At 59.0% G+C, this 24,717-nt stretch carries 23 protein-coding genes and 1 pseudogene; 17 read left to right on the forward strand and 7 right to left on the reverse strand.

The annotated features are described in order from the left end of the window. The first annotated feature begins 263 nt into the window (after nt 1-263). From ACVIGB_RS40240 to ACVIGB_RS40260, 5 genes are all read left to right on the forward strand, one after another. Nucleotides 264-458, forward strand: coding sequence for a 4Fe-4S dicluster domain-containing protein (locus ACVIGB_RS40240; RefSeq protein WP_128971097.1), 195 nt, complete (start codon nt 264-266; stop codon nt 456-458). 194 nt (nt 459-652) lie between these two features. Further along, a complete protein-coding gene (sufB, locus tag ACVIGB_RS40245) occupies nt 653-2,149 on the forward strand; it encodes a Fe-S cluster assembly protein SufB (RefSeq protein WP_456718497.1) in 1,497 nt (498 codons plus the stop codon). 63 nt (nt 2,150-2,212) lie between these two features. Next, a complete protein-coding gene (sufC, locus tag ACVIGB_RS40250) occupies nt 2,213-2,965 on the forward strand; it encodes a Fe-S cluster assembly ATPase SufC (RefSeq protein ID WP_456718496.1) in 753 nt (250 codons plus the stop codon). Between the two features lie 19 nt (nt 2,966-2,984). After that, nucleotides 2,985-4,301: a Fe-S cluster assembly protein SufD gene (sufD, locus tag ACVIGB_RS40255; protein WP_456718495.1), complete on the forward strand. Its 1,317-nt coding sequence runs from the start codon at nt 2,985-2,987 to the stop codon at nt 4,299-4,301. Next, nucleotides 4,298-5,545, forward strand: coding sequence for a cysteine desulfurase (locus tag ACVIGB_RS40260; protein WP_456718494.1), 1,248 nt, complete (start codon nt 4,298-4,300; stop codon nt 5,543-5,545). Before sufD ends, ACVIGB_RS40260 begins: the two co-directional genes overlap by 4 nt. 191 nt (nt 5,546-5,736) lie before the next feature. Here the strand turns inward: ACVIGB_RS40260 and ACVIGB_RS40265 are convergent. The 6 genes and pseudogenes from ACVIGB_RS40265 to ACVIGB_RS40290 all read right to left on the reverse strand — a co-directional run. After that, nucleotides 5,737-5,904: pseudogene (locus ACVIGB_RS40265) on the reverse strand (transposase); the annotation flags it as partial. 453 nt (nt 5,905-6,357) lie between these two features. After that, a complete protein-coding gene (locus ACVIGB_RS40270) occupies nt 6,358-8,241 on the reverse strand; it encodes a TRAP transporter large permease (RefSeq protein WP_456718493.1) in 1,884 nt (627 codons plus the stop codon). A 3-nt stretch (nt 8,242-8,244) separates the two neighbouring features. Next, nucleotides 8,245-9,270, reverse strand: coding sequence for a TRAP transporter substrate-binding protein (locus ACVIGB_RS40275; RefSeq protein WP_456724960.1), 1,026 nt, complete (start codon nt 9,268-9,270; stop codon nt 8,245-8,247). Between the two features lie 165 nt (nt 9,271-9,435). Beyond that, complete coding sequence (locus tag ACVIGB_RS40280) at nt 9,436-10,446, reverse strand: transketolase family protein (protein ID WP_456718492.1); 1,011 nt, start codon at nt 10,444-10,446, stop codon at nt 9,436-9,438. Next, complete coding sequence (locus ACVIGB_RS40285; RefSeq protein ID WP_456718491.1) at nt 10,443-11,288, reverse strand: transketolase; 846 nt, start codon at nt 11,286-11,288, stop codon at nt 10,443-10,445. Before ACVIGB_RS40285 ends, ACVIGB_RS40280 begins: the two co-directional genes overlap by 4 nt. A 20-nt stretch (nt 11,289-11,308) precedes the next feature. Continuing rightward, nucleotides 11,309-12,058: an SDR family NAD(P)-dependent oxidoreductase gene (locus ACVIGB_RS40290; protein ID WP_456718490.1), complete on the reverse strand. Its 750-nt coding sequence runs from the start codon at nt 12,056-12,058 to the stop codon at nt 11,309-11,311. Nucleotides 12,059-12,197: 139 nt separating this feature from the next. On the opposite strand from ACVIGB_RS40290, the gene ACVIGB_RS40295 reads away from it, so the two are divergent. From ACVIGB_RS40295 to ACVIGB_RS40345, 11 genes are all read left to right on the forward strand, one after another. Continuing rightward, nucleotides 12,198-13,079 carry a LysR substrate-binding domain-containing protein gene (locus tag ACVIGB_RS40295; RefSeq protein WP_050420793.1) on the forward strand — a complete coding sequence of 294 codons (882 nt, stop codon included), beginning with the start codon at nt 12,198-12,200 and terminating at the stop codon, nt 13,077-13,079. Nucleotides 13,080-13,469: 390 nt separating this feature from the next. Continuing rightward, nucleotides 13,470-14,972 (forward strand): nitrogenase molybdenum-iron protein alpha chain, encoded by a 1,503-nt coding sequence (gene nifD, locus ACVIGB_RS40300; RefSeq protein ID WP_456718489.1) that lies wholly within the window; start codon nt 13,470-13,472, stop codon nt 14,970-14,972. Between the two features lie 65 nt (nt 14,973-15,037). After that, nucleotides 15,038-16,594 carry a nitrogenase molybdenum-iron protein subunit beta gene (nifK, locus tag ACVIGB_RS40305; protein ID WP_456718488.1) on the forward strand — a complete coding sequence of 519 codons (1,557 nt, stop codon included), beginning with the start codon at nt 15,038-15,040 and terminating at the stop codon, nt 16,592-16,594. Between the two features lie 91 nt (nt 16,595-16,685). After that, a complete protein-coding gene (gene nifE, locus ACVIGB_RS40310) occupies nt 16,686-18,332 on the forward strand; it encodes a nitrogenase iron-molybdenum cofactor biosynthesis protein NifE (RefSeq protein ID WP_456718487.1) in 1,647 nt (548 codons plus the stop codon). 9 nt (nt 18,333-18,341) lie between these two features. Further along, nucleotides 18,342-19,748 (forward strand): nitrogenase iron-molybdenum cofactor biosynthesis protein NifN, encoded by a 1,407-nt coding sequence (nifN, locus tag ACVIGB_RS40315; RefSeq protein WP_456718486.1) that lies wholly within the window; start codon nt 18,342-18,344, stop codon nt 19,746-19,748. Continuing rightward, nucleotides 19,745-20,140, forward strand: a complete 396-nt coding sequence (gene nifX / locus ACVIGB_RS40320; RefSeq protein WP_456718485.1) for a nitrogen fixation protein NifX — start codon at nt 19,745-19,747, stop codon at nt 20,138-20,140. Before nifN ends, nifX begins: the two co-directional genes overlap by 4 nt. Before the next feature lie 6 nt (nt 20,141-20,146). Continuing rightward, on the forward strand, nt 20,147-20,611 hold the full coding sequence (locus ACVIGB_RS40325; RefSeq protein ID WP_456718484.1) for a NifX-associated nitrogen fixation protein: 465 nt from the start codon (nt 20,147-20,149) through the stop codon (nt 20,609-20,611). 8 nt (nt 20,612-20,619) lie between these two features. Next, entirely contained in the window at nt 20,620-20,829 is a 210-nt protein-coding gene (locus tag ACVIGB_RS40330) for a CCE_0567 family metalloprotein (RefSeq protein ID WP_456718483.1), read from the forward strand. A 3-nt stretch (nt 20,830-20,832) separates the two neighbouring features. After that, a complete protein-coding gene (fdxB, locus tag ACVIGB_RS40335) occupies nt 20,833-21,132 on the forward strand; it encodes a ferredoxin III, nif-specific (protein WP_456718482.1) in 300 nt (99 codons plus the stop codon). A gap of 416 nt (nt 21,133-21,548) precedes the next feature. After that, entirely contained in the window at nt 21,549-22,406 is an 858-nt protein-coding gene (locus tag ACVIGB_RS40340; protein ID WP_456718481.1) for a host specificity protein, read from the forward strand. A 719-nt stretch (nt 22,407-23,125) separates the two neighbouring features. Further along, entirely contained in the window at nt 23,126-23,521 is a 396-nt protein-coding gene (locus ACVIGB_RS40345) for a Rieske (2Fe-2S) protein (RefSeq protein ID WP_456718480.1), read from the forward strand. Nucleotides 23,522-23,530: 9 nt separating this feature from the next. On the opposite strand, the gene ACVIGB_RS40350 is transcribed toward ACVIGB_RS40345, so the two are convergent. Continuing rightward, on the reverse strand, nt 23,531-24,121 hold the full coding sequence (locus ACVIGB_RS40350) for a hypothetical protein (protein ID WP_456749293.1): 591 nt from the start codon (nt 24,119-24,121) through the stop codon (nt 23,531-23,533). Nucleotides 24,122-24,396: 275 nt separating this feature from the next. Here ACVIGB_RS40350 and ACVIGB_RS40355 point away from each other — a divergent pair, with 275 nt between their 5' ends. Further along, entirely contained in the window at nt 24,397-24,717 is a 321-nt protein-coding gene (locus ACVIGB_RS40355; protein ID WP_456718479.1) for a HesB/IscA family protein, read from the forward strand.

Genomic DNA, 24,717 nt, shown 5'->3' on the forward strand with positions numbered 1-24,717 from the left:
AGCGCTCCGCCGTCACGTCAGGTCGAGCCGAGCTGCTTCTTATTGGCGAACCCCTTCACATGATCGCTGGCTATCGCGAATCTCGACAATGCGCAAGCTACGAGATCAAGCAGCTGCGATGCCGATTGTAGGGTTTACGACACCTGGTCGAGGCGGCGGCTTGCGCTATCGAAAGTAGCCAAGACAAATCAAGCACAAGACTCCTTGGCATGAGACTTGAAGGCAAGGCGTAGTCTCGCACCTTTGCTTATGGAATCGTAGTGATGGCCTACAAGATAATCGCGTCACAATGCACGGTCTGTGGTGCGTGTGAGTACGAATGCCCTAACGCCGCGATCAGCCTGAAGAACGACATATATGTGATCAATCCGAGTCAGTGCACTCAATGTGAAGGGCATTTTGATGCGCCGCAATGCGCCGTCGTTTGTCCGGTGCCTGATACCTGTGTGCCGGCATAGATCGAGTAGCCGACGGGCGGCACTCCGGCGCGAAACATGATCGAAACCCTATCGAGGGCGGCTCCCTTTTGGGTTCGTCTCCTGGTTCTTTCACACCCTGGCCTCGAGTCGGCCGTGACTTGCGCGATCCGCTCGGAGGAGAGGCGACGCGATCATCGCCATCGGGGATCGTCCATGCGCGAATGGAGTAAGCAATGGTAGCTGTACAAGAGACGGTCGAGCGCGTCCGGCGCATCGACGTCGACCAGTATCGTTATGGATTTGAGACGCTGATCGAGTCCGACAAGGCCCCGAAAGGCCTGTCGGAAGACACCGTCCGCTTCATCTCGGCAAAGAAGAATGAACCGGCCTGGATGCTGGAATGGCGTCTGGAGGCGTATCGCCGCTGGCTGACCATGACCGAGCCGACCTGGGCGCGCGTCAACTATCCGAAGATCGACTATCAGGATCTTTATTATTACTCGGCGCCGAAGCCGAAGAAGACGCTGTCCTCGATCGACGAGATCGATCCGGAAATTCTCAAGACCTATGAGAAGCTCGGCATCCCGCTCCGCGAGGTCGCCGTTCTCGAGGGCGTCGAGCCGCCGCCGGGCGGCCCGCCGTCGGCCAATCGCAAGATCGCGGTCGATGCCGTGTTCGATTCGGTGTCGGTCGCGACCACCTTCCAGAAGGAGCTGAAGGCGGCCGGCGTGATCTTCATGCCGATCTCGGAGGCGATCCGCGAGCATCCCGAGCTGGTGCAGAAATATCTCGGCACCGTGGTGCCGACCTCGGACAATTACTTCGCGACGCTGAATTCGGCGGTGTTCTCCGATGGCTCGTTCGTCTACGTGCCCCCGGGCGTGCGCTGCCCGATGGAGCTGTCGACCTATTTCCGCATCAACGAGCGCAACACCGGCCAGTTCGAGCGTACGCTGATCATCGCCGACAAGGGCTCCTACGTCTCCTATCTCGAAGGCTGCACCGCGCCGCAGCGCGACGAGAACCAGCTGCACGCCGCCGTGGTCGAGCTCGTCACGCTCGATGACGCCGAGATCAAGTATTCGACGGTGCAGAACTGGTACCCCGGCAATTCGGAAGGCAAGGGCGGCATCTACAATTTCGTCACCAAGCGTGGCGACTGCCGCGGCCGGAATTCCAAGATCTCCTGGACCCAGGTCGAAACCGGTTCGGCGATCACCTGGAAGTACCCGAGCTGCATCCTGCGCGGCGACAATTCGAGCGGCGAGTTCTATTCGATCGCGATCTCGAACGGCTTCCAGCAGGTCGATAGCGGCACCAAGATGATCCACCTCGGCAAGAACACGTCGAGCCGGATCATCTCCAAGGGCATCGCCGCCGGCAAGTCGCAGAACACCTATCGCGGCCTTGTCAGCGCGCATCGCAAAGCCACCGGCGCGCGCAACTACACCGCCTGCGATTCGCTCCTGATCGGCGACAAATGCGGCGCGCACACCGTGCCCTATGTCGAGGCCAAGAATTCCTCGGCGACGTTCGAGCACGAAGCGACGACGTCGAAGATTTCCGAGGACGTGCTGTTCTACTGCTTGCAAAGAGGCTTGAGCGAGCAACAGGCCATCGGCCTTGTCGTCAACGGTTTCGCGAAAGATGTCCTGCAAAAGCTTCCGATGGAGTTCGCAGCGGAGGCGCAGAAGCTGATCTCGATCTCTCTCGAGGGGGCTGTCGGATAACCAAACGTCCCGCGAACCCGGCTCACCGTTCCGAACGACGCATTTTGAGGGATCAGATCGAAAATGACACTGCTCGAAATCCAAGATCTGCATGTTGGTGTCGACAGTCGCGAAATAATCCGTGGCCTCGATCTTATGGTCAATGCGGGCGAAGTGCACGCGATCATGGGGCCGAACGGCTCCGGAAAATCAACGCTGTCTCATGTCATCGCCGGCAAGCCCGGCTATGAAGTCACCGGCGGCCAAATCCTGTTCAAGGCCGAAGACCTGCTGGAGATGGAGCCCAATGAGCGCGCCGCCAAGGGCGTGTTCCTGGCGTTCCAGTACCCGGTCGAGATCCCCGGCGTCACCACCATGAACTTCCTGCGCACGGCACTGAACGCCCAGCGCAAGGCGCGCGGCCAAGGCGAATTCTCCACGCCCGAATTTCTGAAAAAGGTCCGTGAGGTGGCCGAGTCGCTCAACATTACCCGGGACATGCTCAAGCGCGGCGTCAATGTCGGCTTCTCGGGCGGCGAGAAGAAGCGCAACGAGATCCTGCAGATGGCGTTGTTCGAGCCGAGTCTATGCATCCTGGACGAGATCGATTCCGGTCTCGATATCGACGCGCTGCGTATCGTCGCCAGCGGCCTCAACGGCCTGCGTTCGCCGGAACGTGCGATGATCGTTATCACCCACTATCAGCGGCTCCTTCATTACATCGTGCCCGATTATGTGCACGTGATGTCGAAGGGCCGCATCGTGAAGAGCGGCGGCAAGGAACTCGCGCTGGAACTCGAAGCCTGTGGCTACGCCCAGTTCGAAACCGCGTCCTGACGGCTCAAGGGACTTCCCCATGAAGCAAGTATTGGCTAAGGCCGATGCCGGGTGCGCAACGAGCAATGTTCTCGCAGCAGCGCTCGGACGGCTGCCTGGCGCGGGCCTCGTCCCCCATATCCGTGCGAGGGCATTCGAAGCCTATGAGCGCGCCGGCCTGCCGCATCGGCGCATGGAGGCCTGGAGATACACGGATCTGCGTGCCATGATCGGCGAGGTGTTGCCACTCGCTCCGCGACCGGATGCGGCGGCGCTGGCGCGCGCAAAGGCGTCGGCCAGACGAGTGGCTGTCGATCATGCGGTCAAATTGGTCTTGGTGGACGGCATATTCGCGCCCGAGCTATCGGATCTCGGCGAGCTGCAAAATGAGCTCCATGTGCAGTCACTGCGAGAGGTGTTGGAGAACTCGGGTACTGGCGCAATGGCCGGTCTGGTGCTTTCGACGACGGACGATGCGGTGATCTCGCTCAATGCGGCAATGGCCAGAGATGGTCTGGTGATTACGATTGCCGAAGGCAACACGATTAAACGCCCAGTTCAAATCGTTCAGGTCGCAACCGGATCCTCGGTGTCCGCTTTTACACGCTCATATCTGCAGCTCGATAAAGGGGCGCATGCGGCCGTAATGCAAAGTTTCATCTCGGCCGAAGGCTCAAGCGGCTATCAGGCCAACGATGTGCTAATTGCCCTGGTTGGGGACGAGGCGAGCCTTTCGCACATCCGGGTAGCGGCCGACGCCGCTGATGCGGTGAACATCTCATCGGGGATCATCGCGGTCGGCACCAGAGCTAAGCTCGATCTCTTCAGCATGACGTGCAGCGGCTCCATCAATCGCTATCAGGGATTCGTGACGCTGGGCGGCGAGGGATCCAAGCTCTCTGCGAACGGGGTTAATCTCATCAAAGATAAACTGCACGCCGACACAACAATCGTGGTCGACCACGCCGTGCCGCATTGCACCAGTCGGCAGAAGTTCCGCGCGGTCGTTGATGATTGGGGCCGCTCGGTGTTTCAGGGCCGAATCGTCGTTCGTCCCGTCGCCCAGAAGACCGACGCCAGCCTGTCGACGCGAGCGTTGCTCTTATCCGATCAGGCCGAGGCGGACAATAAGCCAGAACTTGAAATCTCGGCCGACGACGTGACCTGCGGCCACGGAGCGACCTCAGGAGCGCTGGATGGCAATCTCGTATTCTATCTGCGCGCGCGGGGGCTATCCGAGAAGGATGCGCAGATGTTGCTCATTAAAGCGTTCATTGGAGGGTCGATTGAGGAGATCGCTGCCGATAACTTGCGCGATTTTGTGGCCGCGCAAGCTGAACACTGGCTGCGGCGATGAGCGAACATCCCGCGGTCAGCGATGGTCGTTACGAGGTCGACCGTCTGCGTAGTGACTTTCCTGCGCTGGCCATGACCGTGTACGGCAAGCCGCTCGTCTACCTCGATAACGCTGCGTCCGCGCAAAAGCCAAAGGCGGTACTTGACCGCATGATGCAGGTGTACTCCAGCGAATATGCCAACGTTCATCGCGGCTTGCACTATCTCGCCAATGCGGCGACCGAGGCCTATGAAGGCGCCCGTGCCAAGGTGGCGCGGTTTGTGAACGCGCATTTGAACGAAGAGATCATCTTCACCCGCAGCGCCACCGAGGCAATCAATCTGGTCGCGCAGACTTTCGGTCGTGAGCGCATCAGCCCGGGTGATGAGATCGTTCTGTCAATTTTGGAACACCACTCCAATATTGTGCCATGGCATTTTCTTAGGGAACGGCTCGGTGCAGTGATCAAATGGGCACCAGTGGATGATGCCGGTAACTTATTGCTCGATGAATTTGAACGACTGCTGACCTCGCGCACCAAGATGGTCGCAATCACACAGATGTCGAACGTGCTCGGCACGGTCTTGCCGGTGAAAGACCTGGTGAGGGTCGCACATGCTCGTGGTATCCCGGTGCTGGTCGACGGTTCACAGGGATGCGTCCATCTGAGCGTCGACGTCTGCGACATTGATTGCGATTTCTACGTCATGACCGGCCACAAACTCTATGGTCCGACCGGAATCGGCGTGCTTTACGGAAAATCCGAGCATCTGGCATCGATGACGCCCTTCAATGGCGGCGGCGAGATGATCCGCGAGGTCTCGCGTTCCGGTGTCATTTATGGGGATCCGCCGCACCGGTTCGAAGCGGGTACGCCGCCGATCGTTGAGGCGATCGGGTTGGGCGCAGCCGTGGATTACATCAATTCGATAGGCAAGGTGCAGATCCGCAAGCACGAGAGCGCACTGCTCGCTTACACGCAGGAGAAGCTCGGGGACATCAACTTCGTGCGCACGATCGGGACGCCGGCCGAGAAGGGGCCGATCATCTCGTTTGATGTGAAAGGTGCGCATGCGCACGATATTGCCACCGTCGTCGATCGCGCCGGCGTAGCGGTGCGGGCGGGGGCGCACTGCGCGATGCCGCTGCTCAAGCGCTTCGGCACACTGGCAACATGCCGTGCGTCCCTTGGACTTTACAACACCCGTGAAGAAATTGATGTGCTCGCGCGCGCACTTATCAAGGCACGCCAGCTATTGGCGTGACCGGCGGGCGTGCTGCGTCAAGGTGAGAGGGAGGCTGCATTGAGCTGCGAAGTAGAATGACGTCGTGCCTGATCATCGTCATCGCAGAAGGTCAACACCTGAGGTCTCGGCAAGCAAAGTTCGCATTGGCAAGCCTGGTCGGCCAGGGCACCTTGCAGCCGTTTTTCCTTTGCGTCCGCCTTCGTCGAGCGCGGGGGCCGTAGTTCTAACGGCAGGTCGCGCCATGGCGCACCTGAACGCAGGACCCAAAAGATGCCATTAAGCACGCGACGGACATTTACGCGCTGAACGCCGCGCGGCTTGTTCGGCAGCATCGGTTTGATGGCGGTCCATTCGTAATCGCTGAGTTCGTAGCGCATGATTCGAGGCTCCGGTTTCGGAGCTTGAATCATGTCTCGGGCCGCGCCATCAACCGGCAACGCCGCGCGGCCGTACCGGTAACGCTTTGCATATGCTTCCGCTTTCGGCGGCATAGCGAACTTGGCCGGGCTTGCTAGTGGCTCGACCCGGTCGTCCATGATCGAAGTGGACATGACGTAGGATCGGCCTTCCAGAGGCTAGTCGCGCTGTCGTGAAAGTAATCGGAGCTTCGAGCGAAGGGCGACCCGCATTCACGTCAGGCCTTTTCGAAAACTCGCATGGTGATCTGGTCGATGCGCGATCCATAGTCGGGTATGCCCCTGAACGCCGGGTGTCGCTTCGCGCCCGGATCGTTGCCTCCACGAGGGGCAAAGAACTGTGCGAACAACCTGTCTAGCTCGCCAGAAGCTCACCTTGCGGACGATCTCCGCAGCTGAGACGTTTCGCGGATTTTAAAGGAAACCTATGGAAATCCACGGCACTGCAGCCACTATGACCGTGCCGAGGAGCAGGGCCAGCATGTACGCCAGGATCGGACCCATGCCTTCGTCGGGATGAATCCGGCTGATGGCGCACGCCGCATAGTAGCCGACGCCGAATGGCGGCGCGAAAAGTCCAATCCCCATCGCCAGAACGACGACCATGGCATAGTGGACCTCATGCACCCCCACCTGACGGGCAATGGGGAAAAGCAGCGGACCGAAGAGAACGATGGCAGGGATGCCTTCGAGCACGCTTCCCAGGACGACGAACGCAAGGATGGTGACGATCAGAAATATCGGCGCACCACCCGGCAAGGAGGTCATGAACTTCGCAAGAGATGCCGAGAAGCCCGATTGGGTCAAAGCCCAGGCCATCCCCGTCGCCGCACCGATGATGAAGAGGATCGCGCCGGAAAGAGCCGCGGTCTCAACCAACATCGGATAGAGGCGACGCCAGTCGAACCGGCGATAGATAAAAAGCCCGGCCAATACGGAATAGACGATGCCTATCGTCGAGACCTCGGTGGCTGTTGCTATCCCCTCGACCACTGCGGCGCGGATCACAAATGGAAGGGCAATGGCGGGAATCGCGATCAGAAAGGAACGGCCGATTTCACGCCTGGTCGCCCGCTGAACGTGCGACAAATCCTCTCGACGGTACCGCCACCACACCACCGCGCACAGTCCGACCGCGAGCACGATCGCCGGCAATAACCCGCCCGTGAACAGGGCCGCGATCGACACACCCGTCACCGATCCGATCGTGATCAACACCAATGATGGGGGGATCGTCTCGGTCTGAGCACCGGTCGCCGACAGGAGCGCGACGAGGTCACCACGCTTCGCGCCGCGTCTGGTCATTTCGGGGAAGAGCACAGGCGCTATTGCTGCCATATCGGCCGCCTTGGATCCCGAAATACCCGAGACCAGATACATCGCACCGACCAGCACATATTGGAGGCCGCCCCGAACGTGGCCGAGCAGGCTGGCGAGGAAACCGACCATAGCGCGGGCCATACCGGTCATTTCGATCAACAAGCCGAGGAACACGAACATCGGCACCGCGAGCAGGATGAGATGGCTCATGCCTTCGTCCATGCGACCGATAACGACCACGTCGGGTGTGCTGGTCGTCAGTGTTATGTAGCCGATGGTCGCCAGGCCGAACGCGAATGCGATCGGCACCGCTGCGAAAACCATGGCGCCAACGATAAACACGAAGAAGATCAGCAGGTTCAGATTGCCGAGGGGTTTAAGGATTGGTGCGAGCAGCGCGAGAACCCCGATCAGCGTTCCTACCGCAGCGATCGCAGCCGCAAGGTGCTTCGCATTGGCTGTGGCTGCCAGCCTCAGGGTGGCTACGACCAGCATCAAGCCGACGCCGACCGGCAGGGCGGCCGCGCGCCAAGTGTTGACTATTCCCAGAGCCGGAGTTGTGACGAAGACTTCGTCGGCCGCAAACTCGTAGGCGGGGCGAATTACCAGAAGCAGGAACGCGAACGCGGCAGCCGTCGCAAAGACGTCAAGGAACAACCTGGCTTCCGGTCGGATCATGCCAACGATGGCCGTCATCCGCATATGCTCGGCCCGCTGGAAGGCGACGACCGATCCCAGCATCGCCAGCCATAGAAACAGGATGCCGGCGAGCTCATCCGACCAGACAATCGGGGTGTGGAGCACGTAGCGAGAGACGATGCCGACGAAAAGGACGATCACCTCCGCAATGACCAGCAGTGCGGCAGGAATGGCGACGACGGGCTTCAGTGCCTTGTTCAGGCTCACAACAGCCTTGCGCCATCCGGAGGCAGGCTCAGGAAGAGCAAGTGTCGCCCCGTCCATGTGCGCATGTTCCATGGCTCACCTCAACTTGCCCGCGGCTTTCTCAAGTTGAACCCAGGCCTCCTCGCCGAATTTGGATTTCCAGTCGGCATAGAAGCTCGTCTTTGCCAGCGCCTGCCGAAAGGCGGATCGGTCGACGTCGAGGAATTGCATCCCCTTGGCTGTCAAATCGGTGCGGAGGGACTCACTGAGCTTTGCGATGTCGGCTCGTTCATCGTTGGCCGAGCGATCGAATTCGCGCGTCACGATCTCTTGCACGTCCTGCGGAAGCTTCTGGAACGCGCGCTTGTTGCCGAGGATCCAGTAATTGTCCCAGACGTGACCCGTCAGGCTGCAGGTCTTCTGCACCTCATACAGGCGCGCCGTTGCTATGATCGGAAGGGGATTTTCCTGACCGTCCACGACCTTGGTCTGGAGCGCGGAATAGACCTCGTTGAAGTTGATCGGCGCTGGTCCTGCCCCGAGCGCAAGAAAGAGCGACGTCAGATTGGGTGCGGCAGGTACCCTGAGCTTAAAGCCCTTGAGGTCGTCCGGTGTCTTGATCTCACGGCCCGACGACGTGATGTGGCGGAAGCCATTGTCCCAAGGTTTGGACACCGCCATGACGGGCGTCTTGGCGATCTGCGCGCGGATGTAGGCGCCGAGTTCGCCGTCCATGGCCTTCCAGACGGCATCGTAGTTGGGGAAGAGGAAGCCGAGATTCACGATGCCAGCGGCGGGTACAAGGGTGGCGAGGATCAGAGAGGAGAGGTTGAAAAGCTCGACGCTACCGTTGCGAACCTGCGTCAGCAGATCCGTATCCGAGCCAAGCTGGTTGGCCGGAAAGAGATTGATTTCTAGGCGACCGCTAGTCGCTTCCTTGATGCGATCGGCGGCCTCCTTGGCCCGAGCATTCACCGGATGCGCGGGGTCCTGCCCGGTCGCGAGCTTGTAGGTGAACTCTGCGGCGGCGGCCGGGCGGCTGAGGATGGCGCACAAGGGGACGGCCGCGCCGGCCAGGAGCAACTTGCGACGGGTGATGGCAGTCGATTTGCGTTTGGTCATTGCTTCCTCCTTGTTGAGTGTCGGTATATTGATCGGCAGCAGCACGCTTCTGCAGCTCCCGCCGGTTCTCGGGCACCGACCGTCAGGCAGTGGCCATCGTTCTCCGCGGCGACGCCGCGTAAGCGATTCTTCCCTCAGTCGAACTTGACGTATCGAGGTGCGCGCCTAGCGCAGCCACCCCTTGATCTGCCTTGCAACTGCGGCAGTCGAAATGCCGTAACGATCGTGCAGCGTGGGAAGCGCCCCAGCGGCAAGGAACTCATCGGGCAACGCGATCTGGCGGAAGGCTGGATGGACGCCGGAGCGCATCAACAACGCTGCAATCGCCTCTCCGAGCCCGCCGATGATGGTATGGTTCTCGGCGACCACGACGAGACGGCCAGGTTTCCCTGCTTCGCGCAGTATCGCTCCGTGGTCGAGCGGCTTGATTGTCGGGACATGCAACACGGCCACGTCCACGCTATCACTGGCGAGTTCCTTTGCGGCTTCCAGCGCCCGCATGGTCATGATTCCAGAGGAGATGATCAGGACGTCCCGACCGTCCCGAATCAAGGATGCCTCGCCGAGCCTGAATTGATAGTTGTACTCGTCCAGGACGAGGGGCACCTGACCACGCAAGAGCCGCATATATACGGGCCCATGATGCGCCGCGATGGCCGGAACGATCTGCTCGATCTCATGAGCGTCGCAGGGATCGATCACGGTCATGTTCGGCATTGCGCGGAACAGCGCGAGGTCTTCCGCCGCCTGGTGGCTTGGGCCGTAGCCGGAGGTGAGACCTGGCAAGGCGCAGACGATCTTCACGTTGCGGTCTTCCTCTGCAATCGTCTGGTGGATGAAATCGTAGGCGCGCCGCGAGGCGAACACCGCATAAGTCGTAGCGAAGGGCAAGAATCCTTCAGCCGCCATGCCCGAAGCCGCACCGTAGAGGAGCTGCTCCGCCATACCCATTTGATAATAGCGGTCTGGAAACTGCTTGGCGAAAATGTGCAGGTCCGTGTACTTGCCCAGATCGGCGGTGAGGCCCACCACCTCGGGACGGCTCCGGGCCAATTCGACGAGCGCGTGACCGAACGGCGCCGGTTTCGTCTTTTGTCCCTCGGCGGCGATCGACGCGATCATCGCGGAGGTGGTGAGCCGCGGTTTCCCGGGCGTAGCTGAGGTAACCGACTTCATGACCTGTCTCCCGCGTCAAGTTCTGCCAGCGCCAACTTCCATTCGTGCGCTTCGACCCGAATGAAGTGGTTCTTTTCGCGCTGTTCGAGGAACGGAACTCCCTTGCCCATGAGAGTGTCGGCGATGATGATCCTCGGTTGCGGCTCGGGGTGCGAAATCGTTGCGTCGAATGCTGCCACGACGGCGTCCAGGTCATTGCCGTCGACTCGGCGCACGAACCAGCCGAAGGCCTCGAGCTTGTCGACCAACGGCTCGAACCCCATCATCTGTTTCGAAGGGCCGTCGGCCTGCTGGTTGTTGACGTCAATGATCGCGATCAAATTGTCGAGCTTGTGGTGTGCAGCCGACATCATCGCTTCCCACTTCGAACCCTCGTCGAGTTCTCCGTCCGAGAACAGCGTGAAGACACGGCTCTTGGAGCCCTTGCGCTTCAACCCGAGGCCCATGCCGACCGCGATGCTCAGTCCGAGCCCCAGGGACCCGCCGGACATTTCCATGCCGGGCGTGTAGGACGCCATGCCCGACATCGGCAGGCGGCTTTCGTCGAAGCCATACGTCTCGAGTTCGACTTCGGGGATAATGCCGGCCTCGATCAGTGCGGCATAAAGGGCGATCGCGTAGTGACCGTTGGAAAGGAGGAAACGATCGCGATCTTCCCAGGTAGGCTCCTCGGGCCGGTAGCGCATCGCATGAAAATATGCGACTGCCAACACGTCGGAAATATCGAGCGCCTGCGCGATATAGCCCTGGCCTTGAACTTCGCCCATGCGCAGGGCGTTGCGGCGAATGTTGCGCGCATGCTGCGAAAGGCTAGGCGCGTTGACAAGTGAACTCGTGGACATCCGTCTCTCCATTGCTGCTCTTAGTGAATGAGCATCCCGCCGTTGACGTCGATCACGGCGCCGGTGACGTATGCCGAGAGGTCCGATGCGAGAAACGTGTAGATGCCGGCAACGTCCTTGGCCTCCCCGAGCCGCCCGAGCGGAATGCCTTCCAGGATCTTCGCTTTCATCTCGTCGTTGAGCTTGCCGGAGGTGATGTCGGTGCCAACCAATCCCGGCGTGACGCAGTTGACGCGGATACCATCGGCGCCAAATTCCCGAGCCATCGCCTTGGCAAGCCCAAGAACCCCCGCCTTCGCCGCCGAGTAGTGCGGACCACCGAAAATGCCGCCGCCGCGCTGGGCCGATACCGACGACATGCATGCAATCGATCCCGACTTGCGCTTCCGCATATGCGGGATCACTGCCTGGGACAGGAACAGAACGCCCTTGAGGTTGACGTCCTGGATATGGTCCCAGTCGGCCGGCGTGATGTCGAGGAATTTGACCGGCTGTGTGATGCCGGCATTGTTGATCAGGATATCGATTTGGCCGAAAGCGTCAGCGACAGCTTCGACTGCCTTCTGACACGAAGCCTGGTCGGCGACGTCGCAAGCAATTCCGATATGAGCGTCGCCGAGGCCTTGCGCGGCGGCCTGTGCGGCGGTCCCATCGATGTCGAGGATGGCGACCCGCGCGCCCTCTTCGGCAAATCGCCTGGCGGTTGCGAGGCCAATCCCGCGAGGCGAGGCCGCCCCCGTGATGATCGCCGTTTTGCCGCGAAGCAGCATTCGAATCCTCCCTGTCCCTGTCGTTTTGGACGCCGCGGGTGGCAGCCGGTCCTCTTGCCCCATTGCTAGAGCCGAGGGGCCGGCCGGGACAAACGCGCAGTTGTCTTGGATGTGTGAATCTGGTTCACTTATGGGTATGCTGCTGTCGAGCATCCCGATCTCCGCTATCCGGGCCTTCGAAGCGGCTGCGCGCACTGGCTCCTTCAGCGACGCGGCCGACGAATTGCATTTGACGCCGAGCGCCGTCAGCCACGCGATCCGCAAGCTGGAAAGCACCATGAGCACCGTTCTGTTCGAGCGGAGTGCTCGTTCCGTCCGTCTAACGCCCGCTGGCGAGAACCTGATGCGCCACGCCGGTGCGGCCTTCGACAATTTGCGGCGCGGGATCGAAGAAGTCGCAGGTCGCGGGCCGCAGCTCCTGAGGGTGCATTGTGCCCCAAGTTTCGCAGCGCAATGGCTGGCCCCGCGCCTGACCAAATTTCTCGCGGCCGAACCGAAACTGGAGGTTCGGCTCGCCGCCAATACGGAGTACGCCCGCTTCACGAACGACGATTTCGATCTGGACATCGTCTACGGTTCACCTCGCGGTGAGGGCCTCGAAGTGATCCCGCTTGGTGAAGAAACCGTCACCCCTCTGTGTGCTCCTCAGATCGCGAAGAGAATCCGCCAGCCAAAGGATTTGCTGAGCCAAGTTCTTATTCGCTCCGACGTGAAGCAGGTTCAATGGTATCAATGGTTCGCCGCGAACGGGCTCGAACCTCCAGCGATCCATGGAATGCGATTCGACCGCAGCTTCCTCGCAATAGCCATGGCTTGCGGCGGGGTTGGCGTGACGTTGGAATCAACTCGGTTGGCTGAAAGTGAGATAGCATCGGGGCGCCTGATAGCGCCCCTGGCTGGCCGCTCCACCGACATCCGCTACGTTGGTCATCATCTAGTGTTCCCGCGCGCTGGCCGTCAGCGCCGCGCTTTGCAGACCTTCGTGGAATGGATCAGGTCTGAGATTGCGCCAAGTTTATAGAGTAGCGTGAACTGGAGCTGACGTCCGCTCCTCACCCTTCGCGTTATTTCGTCGCGCTGCGGAATTTGGTCGCTATCGGGCCATAGCGGATTTTGGCAAGCCGTTCGCCCGGCAGATTTATGGGTTCACGTCTAGAACGAAAACACGCGCTGATAGCTGAGCGGGGCCATTTCGCACATAGGTCCCCCTTGTTCCTTTTCGAACAGGTCAAACCAAGAAGCCTCCGAGCAAAGCGTGATGTCGCGTTCGCAACAACGGCGTTGCCCCCGCGCGAGACGCGCTAACTGCCGTTAATCGTTATGGGTTTTGTGTTCGCGAAGCGCTGGCATGCTGGTTGCAAAAGTTCTGGTCAGAAGCCGCTCTTGCAACAGCTAACCTTGAGGACATCAGATGAGTCTCGCCACGACCCAGAGTATCGCAGATATCAGGGCTCGCAACAAACAGCTGATCGAGGAGGTGCTGAAGATCTATCCGGAGAAAACCGCGAAAAGGCGTGCCAAGCACCTCAACGTTCACCAGGCCGGCAAGTCCGACTGCGGGGTGAAGTCCAACATCAAATCCATACCCGGCGTGATGACGATCCGGGGCTGCGCCTATGCGGGATCCAAGGGCGTGGTTTGGGGACCTATCAAGGACATGGTCCATATCAGCCATGGTCCTGTTGGCTGCGGCCAGTATTCGTGGGGATCGCGCCGCAACTATTACGTTGGTACGACGGGGATCGATAGCTTCGTGACCCTGCAATTCACCTCCGACTTCCAGGAAAAGGATATCGTATTCGGTGGTGACAAGAAGCTGGTCAAGGTTCTTGACGAAATCCAGGAGCTGTTTCCCCTCAACAACGGCATCACCATCCAATCGGAATGTCCGATCGGACTGATCGGCGACGATATCGAGGCTGTCTCAAGAACTAAATCCAAGGAGTATGGAGGCAAGACCATCGTGCCGGTCCGCTGCGAGGGTTTTCGTGGCGTGTCGCAGTCACTAGGTCACCACATTGCCAACGACGCGGTGCGTGACTGGATCTTCGACAAGCTCGAGCCCGACGGCGCACCAAAGTTCGAGCCGACGCCTTACGATGTTGCAATCATCGGCGACTACAATATCGGCGGCGATGCCTGGTCATCGCGAATTCTGCTGGAGGAAATGGGCCTGCGGGTGATCGCGCAGTGGTCCGGGGACGGTTCACTCGCTGAACTCGAGGCAACTCCGAAAGCCAAGCTCAACCTTCTGCATTGCTACCGTTCAATGAACTACATCTCCCGCCACATGGAAGAGAAATTCGGCATCCCCTGGTGCGAATACAACTTCTTCGGACCTTCAAAGATCGCAGAATCGCTGCGGAAGATTGCGGCCTATTTCGACGACAAGATCAAGGAAGGGGCCGAGCGGGTGATTGAAAAGTACCAGCCGCTGGTCAACGCGGTGGTTGCGAAGTATCGCCCGCGCCTGGAGGGCCGAACGGTCATGCTGTATGTCGGCGGGCTTCGTCCGCGTCATGTGATTGGCGCCTACGAAGACCTCGGGATGGAAGTCGTGGGCACCGGATACGAGTTTGGCCACAACGACGATTATCAGCGCACCGCTCAGAACTACGTAAAGGACAGCACGCTGATCTATGACGACGTCAATGGCTACGAGTTCGAGCGCTTCGTCGAAAAGCTCCAGCCTGACCTCATCGGCTCGGGCATCAAGGAAAAATACGTGTTCCAGAAGATGGGTGTGCCGTTCAGGCAGATGCATTCCTGGGACTATTCGGGTCCATATCACGGCTATGACGGCTTTGCGATCTTTGCGCGCGACATGGACATGGCTGTCAACTCGCCTGTCTGGAAAAAGACGAAGGCGCCCTGGAAGGAAACGCCGAGGGCCAAGCTCTTGGCTGCAGAATAGGGCAACAAGTCTCGCTCTCAGCGGAGAGCGGGGCGGTCAATTTCGATAGTAAAAGGATCTTAATAATGGCGCAAAGTGCCGAGCACGTGCTCGATCATCTCGAACTGTTCCGCGGTCCAGAATACCAGCAGATGCTGGACAAGAAGAAGATGTTCGAGGATCCCCGCGAGCCCGCCGAAGTCGAGCGTATCAAGGAATGGACGAAAACGCCGGAGTACCGCGAGAAGAATTTTGCGCGGGAGGCGCTAACGATAAACCCGGCCAAGGCCTGCCAGCCGCTTGGCGCCGTATTCGCCTCCGTCGGCTTTGAAGGCACGCTGCCTTTCGTTCACGGCTCGCAAGGCTGCGTGGCCTATTATCGCAGCCATCTGTCGCGACACTTCAAGGAGCCGTGTTCCTGCGTCTCTTCGTCGATGACGGAGGACGCTGCTGTATTCGGTGGCCTGAACAACATGATCGACGGGCTCGCCAACAGCTACAACATGTACAAACCCAAGATGATTGCGGTCTCCACGACCTGCATGGCTGAGGTGATCGGCGATGACCTGAACGCCTTCATCAAGACGTCCAAAGAGAAGGGCTCGGTTCCGGCGGAGTTCGACGTGCCGTTCGCCCACACGCCGGCCTTCGTCGGCAGCCACGTCACCGGCTACGACAACGCGCTCAAGGGCATCTTGGAGCATTTTTGGGACGGCAAGGCCGGAACGGTGCCGAAGCTGGAGCGCAGGCCGAACCAGGCCATCAACATCATCGGCGGTTTCGATGGCTATACCGTCGGAAACCTTCGCGAGATCAGGCGCATCCTGGAACTGATGGGAATCCAGCACACCATACTCGCCGACAACTCCGAAGTCTTCGACACCCCGACAGATGGCGAGTTCCGGATGTATGACGGTGGCACCACGCTGGAAGACGCAGCCAACGCCGTTCACGCCAAGGCGACAATCTCCATGCAGGAGTGGTGTACGGAGAAAACGTTGCAATTCGTGGCCGAGCATGGGCAGGATGTCGTGTCCTTCAACTACCCGATTGGCATATCCGCAACGGATGACTTGCTGGTGGCGTTATCGCGGATCGGCGGCAAGGACATTCCGGAGCAACTCGCACGAGAGCGTGGCCGCTTGGTCGATGCCATCGCCGATTCCAGTGCGCATATCCATGGCAAGAAGTTCGCGATCTATGGTGATCCGGATCTCTGCTACGGGGTAGCTGCCTTTCTGCTCGAACTGGGCGCCGAGCCAACCCATGTGCTTTCCACCAACGGCAACAAGGCATGGCAGACAAAAATGGCGGCGCTGCTTGCAAGCTCGCCGTTTGGGCAGAGCTGCCAAGTCTACCCTGGCCGGGACCTCTGGCACTTGCGCTCGCTCCTATTTACCGAGCCGGTCGATTTTCTGATTGGCAACACGTACGGCAAGTACCTCGAGCGTGACACTGGAACGCCACTGATCCGAATTGGCTTTCCAGTCTTTGATCGGCATCACCATCACCGCTCGCCCGTTTGGGGTTATCAGGGTGGCCTGAATGTGCTGGTCAAGATCCTCGACAAGATCTTCGACGAAATCGACAAGAAGACCAACCTTCTTGGCAAAACCGACTACAGCTTCGACATCATTCGCTGATGACGAACGGTGCGCGTGCCATCGCCAAACCCGGCGGTGGCACAAATGCACGGCGGTTAATCTCTCAATTAGTTTGCTGAGGGGAAAACGGATGAGTTCGCTAGCGGCCACGGTCCAGAATATCTTCGACGAGCCGGGCTGCGCCAAGAATGGCAGTAAGTCCAAGGCTGATCGCAGGAAGGGCTGCACCAGGCAACTGCAGCCGGGCAGTGCTGCGGGCGGCTGCGCCTTCGACGGTGCCAAGATCGCGCTGCAGCCGTTTACCGATGTCGCTCACTTGGTGCACGGTCCGATTGCGTGCGAAGGCAACTCCTGGGACAATCGCGGCTCGGCGTCGTCTGGCTCAGATCTGTGGCGGACCGCATTCACAACCGACCTGAACGAAACCGATATCGTATTCGGAGGCGAGCAGCGGCTGTGCAACGCAATCACAGAAATCATCAATAAGTGGGACCCTCCCGCGATCTTCGTCTATCAGACTTGCATCCCGGCGATGATCGGCGACGATATCGATGCGGTTTGCAAGGCTGCGTCTCAAAGGTTCGGCAAACCAGTTATACCGATCAATTCCCCAGGGTTCGTTGGCTCCAAAAACCTGGGTAACAAGCTCGCCGGCGAGGCCCTGCTCGAACATGTCATCGGAACGCAGGAGCCGGACTACACAACGCCGTACGACATCAACCTGATCGGAGAATACAACCTTTCAGGAGAGCTCTGGCAAGTGAAGCCATTGCTGGACGAGCTCGGAGTCCGGATTCTCTCCTGCATCTCTGGCGACGGAAAGTATCGCGAGGTCGCTTCTTCTCATCGTGCGCGGGCGGCGATGTTGGTATGCTCAAAATCTATGATCAACGTCGCACGCAAAATGAAGGAACGCTACGGGATCCCGTTCTTCGAGGGGTCGTTCTACGGTATCCAGGATTCGAGTGATTCGCTTCGCCAGATCGCCCGCTTATTGGTCGAGCGCGGCGCCCCCCAAGAGTTGCTCGGGCGCACTGATGCGGTGATCGCGCGCGAGGAAACGCGCGCCTGGGCTGCCATCGAACCGTACAAGCCACGATTCAAAGGCAAGAAGGTCTTGTTGATTACCGGCGGCGTCAAGTCATGGTCGGTCGTGGCGGCACTGCAGGAAGTCGGTCTCGAATTGGTCGGAACCAGCGTGAAGAAATCGACCAGGGAGGACAAGGAACGCATCAAGGAGCTGATGGGGCGGGATGCCCACATGATCGAGGAGATGACGCCGCGCGAAATGTACAGAATGTTGAAAGAAGCGGAAGCGGACATCATGCTGTCGGGCGGCAAATCGCAGTTTGTCGCACTGAAGGCGGCGATGCCCTGGATCGATATCAACCAAGAGCGGTGCCATGCCTATCTGGGCTATCTTGGAATGGTCAAACTGGTGGAGGAGATCGACAAGTCGCTCTCCAATCCGATGTGGGAGCAGCTGCGTCGACCTGCGCCATGGCAGGTCTTGGCGAAGGCGATGGTGCAGATGCGATCACCGCTGGCCGAGATCGCTTGCGATCCTGTGCTCGGCGAAACGGCGCGCCGAGCCAAGGAGATCTGCTTCTGCAACAAGGTCGATCTTGGAACAATCGAGGATGCGATCACCGCGCATGGCTTGATCAGCGTGGAAGCTGTCAGAGAGCACACCAATGCGGTCGGCGGCTGCTGCAACAGACGCATCGAGGGAATCTTGGCGGCCTCACCATCTGCCCAGCCACAGGCCGCAGAATAAGGACCTGTTATGGCCCTCGTCAAAGCGTCTACTAAATCTTGTGCGGTCAATCCGCTGAAGATGAGCCAGCCGATCGGTGGAGCCTTCGCCTTTATGGGGTTGCGTGGGGCTATGCCGCTTCTGCACGGCTCGCAAGGCTGTACATCCTTCGGGCTCACGCTCTTCGTGCGCCATTTCAAGGAAGCAGTACCGCTGCAAACCACCGCTATGAGCGAGGTCGCAACCGTGCTCGGTGGCTACGACAATCTCGAGCAGGCGATACTCAATATCCACAGCCGAGCCAAGCCAAAGATCGTGGGGATCTGCTCAACCGGGGTTACAGAGACCAATGGCGACGATGTCGATGCCTACCTCAAGCTGATCCGGGACAAGCATCCGCAACTTGCAAAATTGCCGCTGGTCTATGTCTCGACACCAGATTTCAAGGGAGCGTTCCAGGACGGCTGGGAGAAGGCTGTGGCGCGCATTGTGGAGGCGTTGGTCGAGGGGCCGGGCGTGAGTGGACTGCGCGACCCGTCCAAGGTGAATGTTCTTCCAGGATGCCACCTCACCCCCGGTGATCTAGACGAACTCCGGGCCATCCTGGAGGATTTCGGGTTGCGGCCGTCCTTTTTGCCTGATCTGGCAGGCTCGCTTGATGGGCATATCCCCGATGAGTTTACGCCGACAACCATAGGCGGCATCGGCATCGACGAAATTGCGAGCATGGGACGCGCTCAATGGACGATCGCAATTGGCGCACAGATGCGACGCGCGGCGGAGGTCCTGCAGGCCAAGGCCGGCGTGCCATTTCGTCTGTTCGAACGGCTTTGCGGTCTGGATGCTAACGACGAATTCATCGCCTTTTTGAGCGAGATCAGCGGCCGCCCCGTACCGGTGAAATATCGGCGTCAGCGTGGCCAGCTCACCGATGCAATGCTGGACGCGCACTTCCATATTGGTGGTCGCAGAGTTGCGATCGCCGCCGAGCCAGACCTCCTGTTCGACCTGTCCAGTATGCTGCATGACATGGGTGCGCAGGTGACCGCAGCAGTGACAACAACGCAGTCGGTCGTTCTTGAGCGAGTTAAGACCGAGGAGGTCCTCATTGGCGACCTCGAGGACCTAGAAGAACTCGCCAGAACCAAGCAATGCGACCTACTGGTCACGCATTCGCATGGTAGGCAGGCGGCGGCTCGGCTGAAAATCCCGTTCTATCGCGCGGGTTTTCCGATGTTCGATCGGCTTGGTGCAGGACACCAACTATCCGTCGGCTACCGTGGTACGCGCGATATGATCTTCGATATCGCCAATCTCGTGATTGCTGACCGCGAGGAGAACCATCAGCCTACGCCCGATAGCTGGCGAGCTCCGTCTGCACTGCCACGACGAGCCGGCCACAGCTCGCCTGGCACAGCTGAGAGATCGATTGCATGAAGGTCGCTTTCGCTACGCAAGATCTCAGACGGGTCGATGCCCATTTCGGATGGGCAAAGAATATCGCAATCTATGATGTCACGCCGGGCGGGCACGTCTTTCTTAAAGCAATTGAGTTTGAGGGCGATCTCAAGGAAGACGGCAACGACGATAAGTTGGCGCCGAAGATCGATGCAATCAAGGATTGTGCAATTCTCTACGTCGCCGCCATCGGCGGTGCTGGCGCCGCGAGGGTCGTGGCCAACAAGATCCATCCTATCAAGGTGAGCAAGCCGGAAAGCATCCTGGTGCTGCTTGAAAAGCTTCAGGACGTACTGAAGGGAACGCCACCTCCCTGGCTGCGCAAGGCCATGGCCAAGGACCAACGCCGCGCGTTTGAGTTCGACGAATGAGGTGAGATGACCGAAGAAATCGTGCGGCAGGGTAGCGGCATCGACGCGCCGTTCCTCGTGGAGCTGATCAAGATTTGGCGCGCTCAGGATGCCAACGGCGCCTGGACGAGCAAGAGCGATCTCGACCTACTCGAACCCTATGTCTTGGACAAGGAGAAGCGGCGCGCCCTGCCGATTGTCGGCGATCCCGATCCCGACACGCTGTGGCGGCTTGAGTTGTTCTTCGACGCGGTCGCGCTCTCGATCGAGAGGGGCACCGGCGTGATGGTCCAGCCCATTATGAAGCTGCATCATGAAGGCTTCGGCCGCGTGGTGTTGATCGCAGGGCGCCTGATCGCCGTGAACAAGCAGCTACGCGATGTGCATCGTTTTGGCTTCGTTAATCTCGTAAAGCTTGCACAGGAAGGCGACAAATATGTCAACGACGGAATCGACATGGTTCGCAGATTTCCGGACGTGGCGAACTATTGAGGGCGCTCATGAGTGATCGTGAAGCATTGAAAGCAGAACTGAAGAAGCTGTCAGGAAAAGCGCTGCAAGCCAAAATGGATTTGCACGACCTGTCGGAGGAATTGCCTGTCAACTGGCGCTCGATCATGACAGTGGCGGAGAAGGCGTACGATGCCTATGCCGAACTCGAGCGCAAGAGCCATGATTTAAGGGCGCTGGAAAATAACCAGAGGGGCTGACTTATGTCATTTGCAGCGCGCGATGGCCGCGAGTGGATACCGGAATACTTGACATCGATCGATGACAAGAAGTGCATCGGTTGTGGGCGCTGTTTCAAGGTGTGCGGTCGAGATGTCATGACTTTGAAGGGAATCAGCGAAGAGGGCGAGCTTGTCGATTTAGACGATGACGCGGACGATGAGATCGAAAAGAAGATCATGGTTCTAAATGATCAGGGCGCCTGCATCGGCTGCGGCGCCTGCGCAAGGGTGTGCCCGGCCAATTGCCAGATCCACACCTCAGTCGGAGCTGAGGTCACGTGAGCGAAGACCGCCTCGTCCAGCAGCAGCAGAGGATATTGCAATCACATGTGCTACCTGGGCGGGTGACGCGCACGTGATCAGTGAGCTCGCATCTTTGATCAGGCCATCGTGCTCAAACCTCCGAGACTAAGTGACTTGGAAATGATTGATCGGGGATTTTAGTACTGGTTGAGAGCAACAACGTCGAGCGGCACGTCGTTGATCGCCCGTCCGCGACAAGGGACACGCGGTTCACCTATCCAGTGGAGCCTTAGGGCGGCCGAGTCGTTGTCTGTCTTCCGGCGGATGCCTTGCCGACCCCGTAGTGGGCCGGTGGCGCGGTAAGCTTGTGGTCAGCTAGAGATTGTATCCTCACTGCAGAGCTTGCGCGGCACGAGCTCGATTGCGTGCAATTCGCCGATAGGAGAGCGATCCGGATGTATGGCAGAATCGTTGGCTCATCCAGCCAGTCCACGAGCGCGAATCAGGCTGATGATTCGAGCGAGGCGGGAGATAGCCCCCGTTTTGCGGACACAGTTGCGCGCATGGAGCGAGGTGGGTCGTCGTCGGGGGAAGCGGCGCCATACTCTCTGAGTTCCGATCCACCCATTATCAAAATCGACGAACAAGAAGACTTCATGGATCTCGTGGAGAGATACTTGCGTCGCGATATCAGGGACATCGCCGACAACCCACAAGAGTACTCTGAGTTCGTTTCGAGGAAAGCTGAGTGGGCTGCAACTGTTGCTGGATCCTATGCCAACACTTACCGTGATCCGAATAACCCCGCGAAGTTTTTCAGCTATCAGCTGGGTGACGAAAGTGTCGGCCTGCTAGCAGTGGGTGGCCCGGTCCGGATCAAGGGAGACCGGTTTCGAGAACAGTTCGGGCGTAACGATATCACGTCCGTAGTAAATCTACGCGTTACCCACCCGCTTGTCGAAAACGCAGGCGATATCCTGCTCGAGCATCAATTGCGATTGGACGGCGATCATCCATTGGTATTGTCGCGTCCTGCCCGACCGGGGATGGAGCCCCGTCTAGCTGAAATGGGTTTTGTTCACGTGGGTCGCAATCATTGGGTGCTCGACCCTCACCAGAATCCCGAAGTGTGGACGAAGAACGAGAACAACGAGTGGCAGCGAATAGGCAAGCCTACAAAATACCTTTCCAAGGTCGAAGAAGCCCGCAGCGGTCGTCGAGAGAGCGTTGAGACGGACTCATCTGACGATGATCCTTCGTTTTATTTGGAGCGTGAACTTCGACGAATGGCTGTTGAAGGCGATTCGGAATAATGGGAGTGAGGCGGAACTGATGGGTTTTTCGCCCTGGCTCGCGTACGAGCAGAAGGCGTAGCCTTGAGGGGAGCGCGCGCCACGTCGCGCTCCCTTATGCTTGCCAGATGCCAGTTCGCGAGTTGGTTGGTGGAGTTGGGCTGGCCTTGTGTCATACGAGCCGGGGGGCCTGCTTCGCCGAGCCAGCAGGGCCTTGGTGTGCGGTTTGGGAGAGGACCTGCTTTAATCCGGCTTTTGAGCGGCAATCTGAGGCAAATGCGGGAACCGGTTGTGCTCACGATGTCAGTACTTCCGTTGAATCTGGTATCACTGAACGGGTTGCGAAGTTGGCGATCGTGAAAATCGTTCTGCGACGGCTAGCGCGAGGTGCCCCATCGGGTGTGCGACCAAACGAACGTTCCAGCATACGATCGAGCGTCTTGTCGGGCTCGTCCAGCAAATGGACCAAATTATCAGTACAATAGAGCATCAGTTTTATAGAGACCCTGTTTTATAGAGACCCTGGGAGTACCAATGCGCGTACGCTGGGAAGCCGGAATGGATCCCCTACGCCAGGAGCAACGAGCTGCGCACGCGCTTGCGGTTCTGCTAGCCGATCAAGTCGTGCGGCACCGCTAAGGCTGCGCGTTGGGCTAAGAGAACGCCGAGCAGAACTCCGACGATTCTTGCAGCACAAGGCACAGCAACAGGGCAGAGCCCTTGTGATAGGCGAGCAATGAATGCAAGTAGATGCTATTTACGCGATTTGTGGTTTTAACGACATTCCGAGCCGCAAGGCCATGGGCTTTCACCTTATGGTCCTCGATCATGACGGCAATCACCGGCCGTGGTCCATCGTTGTGGTACGCTGGGGTAAGAAGGTGCTTGGCTATCTCAATAGATGTCCGCACAACGGCGTTGCTTTGGACTGGGAACGAAACGAGTTCCTCGATCCAGACGGCGTCCGGCTGATGTGCGGCAAACACGGATCCACCTTCGAGCTCGGAACCGGGCTGTGCGTCGATGGTCCGTGCAAGGGCGGAACGCTCACGCCAATCGCCTTGACAGTGCTGGATGGCGATATCTGTGTCGCCGGCGTGCGTCTTGTCGAAGACGGTGCGTCCCGGAACGAATGACGTCCGCGCTCAGACCGGCCGGTTCTCGTTGCGGTTTTTTACCGGCTCCATCCTCTCCAGCCCGTCTTCATAGGAGATCTCGTCGTAAGGTAGGTCGAGAGCCTTCGCCGCATCCAGGAGGTAATCAAGCTTGCCGCCCGCATCCAGCTTCTTGAGGTCGTCCTTGTTGAGCCCGACCAGGTCCATCATCTCCTTCCAAACAGTGGATTCATCGCACGGCAGGACGTGGAAGGTAATGCCACCGAGCTTGATGTGGTACTTCGCCAGCAAATCGACGTTGTTACAGAACAAGAAATAACTGCCCTTTTGGCTTAACGCACCGTCAAGCACGGCCGCGACGTCAGCAAGATAAGCCAAGGAGTGCAGGTAGCCGGCCAGCACCGGGATAGTACGTTCTCCGTCCTGCGCGATCGTCAGAACCTGTTCGATCGAATAGTCCGGCGGCCGCTTCTCGTCCGCGACTTGCGTCTGAAATTTTAGTGCTATGTCGCCGCGAAAGCCAAACCGGCCCGGCTTGGTCGTCCCGCCCTTGAGTACAGCATTGAGCAGGCGGCCCTCCTTCTCAAGTCGACCGAGTGCGGTGTTCTCGATTGCAGTCATTAAATTCGTCCTCGATTTGAGCTTTTCACCGGCGCGCTGGCCGATGCCAGATGCGATGCAAATTGCTTGCCGCCGTCTCTGTAACGACCTCCAGCCGTGCCGCGAAACAAAACGCGTATACGAGAGGCGATCGTCCCAGGCAGCGTTGTCACGAACTCGACACCGGCGCTGAAGCCGACAGATGCGATCAGAAAAAGGTAAGCGGGATCAAGCTGTGCACGCTGGCACATGACTTGCCATTGTCGGGCAGACCTAAGCTCATGAGAGGGTAAGCCATGATCAACCTGACAGATAGCGCAGTGAGTGCCATCAAAGGCGCGATGGCATCATCAATGCAGCCGACCGGCGGCCTGCGCATTATGGTCGAAGCAGGCGGCTGCAATGGGTTCAAATACAAGATGGGCTTGGCCGAGGTGCCGACGCTTGGTGACACCGTGATCGAATGCGGGGGTCTGAAGGTATTTGTCGACAGCAAGAGCCATGAGCATCTGATCGGCACGACCATTGATTTCGTCCTGGCGCCGGATAGTTCCGGATTCATCTTTCAAAACCCGAACGCCGTCGCGAGCTGCTCCTGCGGCAAATCGTTCAGCTGA

It is taken from the genome of Bradyrhizobium sp. USDA 4341 (assembly GCF_054063755.1).